The 1,164-nt window shown below is 75.2% G+C and carries 1 protein-coding gene; it reads right to left on the reverse strand.

All coding sequences use genetic code 11. From position 1 onward, the window contains the following. Positions 1-892 (reverse strand): Acg family FMN-binding oxidoreductase (locus ENC19_RS29160; protein ID WP_164450246.1); only part of this gene is annotated, 892 nt, incomplete at its 3' end. Positions 893-1,164: the final 272 nt, after the last annotated feature.

The raw sequence follows: 1,164 nt of genomic DNA on the forward strand, positions 1-1,164 counted from the left end.
ACGGGTGGCCGAGCCCGGCGAGCAACTGGCGCAGGGTCTGCCGGGTGGCCGGCACCTCGACCACCCCGCTGAGCGGGACCATCGAAACACCCAGTCGGGTGGCGGCCAGCCAGGCGGCCGACAGCGCCTCGCCGGCCCGCAGCCAGTCGACCGGCTCGTCCTGGTCGCCGTAGAGCACCGCGTAGGACGCCGCCCGGTCGTGTCCCGGCCCGACCGGCAGCGTGCCGGCGCGACCAAAGTCCCGCCCCGGCACGGTGGTCTGCGCGGGCTGCTCCGGCAACACCTCGGGAGTGAGCCCGGTGCCGCCGGCACGGCTGGTCCAGTACTCCAGTTCCTCCCGGAGTCGGGAGTCCTCCGCCTCGACCGTGGCGGCCTGCGAGGCGGACGCGGCCAGTTGCAGCACCTGGTCGCGGTCGAGGACCTCCAACCGGGCACCTTCCTGCACGGCGGCCGCCGCGATGGCGCTCAAGGAGTCGTCGGGGACCGGCTCGTCGCTGACCGGACGCCGGTCGGTGTGCCGCACCTGCATGCACTGCACCGCCCGCATCGCGTCCGGGTCGGCGCCGGTGGCCCGCGGCTCGGTGAGCCGGGCGAGCAGGTCGGGGTCGCTCGGGTCGGGCATCCGCCGCACGTCGGTAGCCCACCCCTCGGCGGCCAACGCCAGCCGGGCGTGGTGCAGCGCCGCACCGCAGCTGAGGGTGACCAACTCGCCCTCCGGGTCGGTGGCGGCCAACCTGCTGTCGCGTACCATCCGCAGCTCCAGCGCGTCGGGCAGCACCCGCCAGCGCCACGGCTGGCTGTTGTGCACCGACGGCGCGTGACCGGCCATCGCGGCGGCCTCCGCGAGCGCTGTGGTCAGCGGGCGGTGGGTAGCCGGCGTCTGGTGGCTCATCCTCACGACCTTTCCGTCTCTGCCCATCGTGCCGCACCTCGGTACGGCTGTGGGCGCGGTCCGGTTCATCGTGCGTCATCGGCCGCCGCGTCGCACGATCCGCACGTCCCTACCCGGCGGGACGTGTGGCCCGCGTTCCGCCGCGACCGCCCGGTCCGGCTGAGACGATCCGCAGGTGGGTGAGCAGCGGTCGGCAGGTGACCGGGGCGGGGGCGAGTGCCTGCCGGACCAGCCGGTGCGTCCGCAACCCGAGGCATCCCGTCGGCGGCGTG

The organism is Verrucosispora sioxanthis, assembly GCF_010560025.1.
Taxonomy (GTDB): Bacteria; Actinomycetota; Actinomycetes; order Mycobacteriales; family Micromonosporaceae; genus Micromonospora; species Micromonospora palythoicola.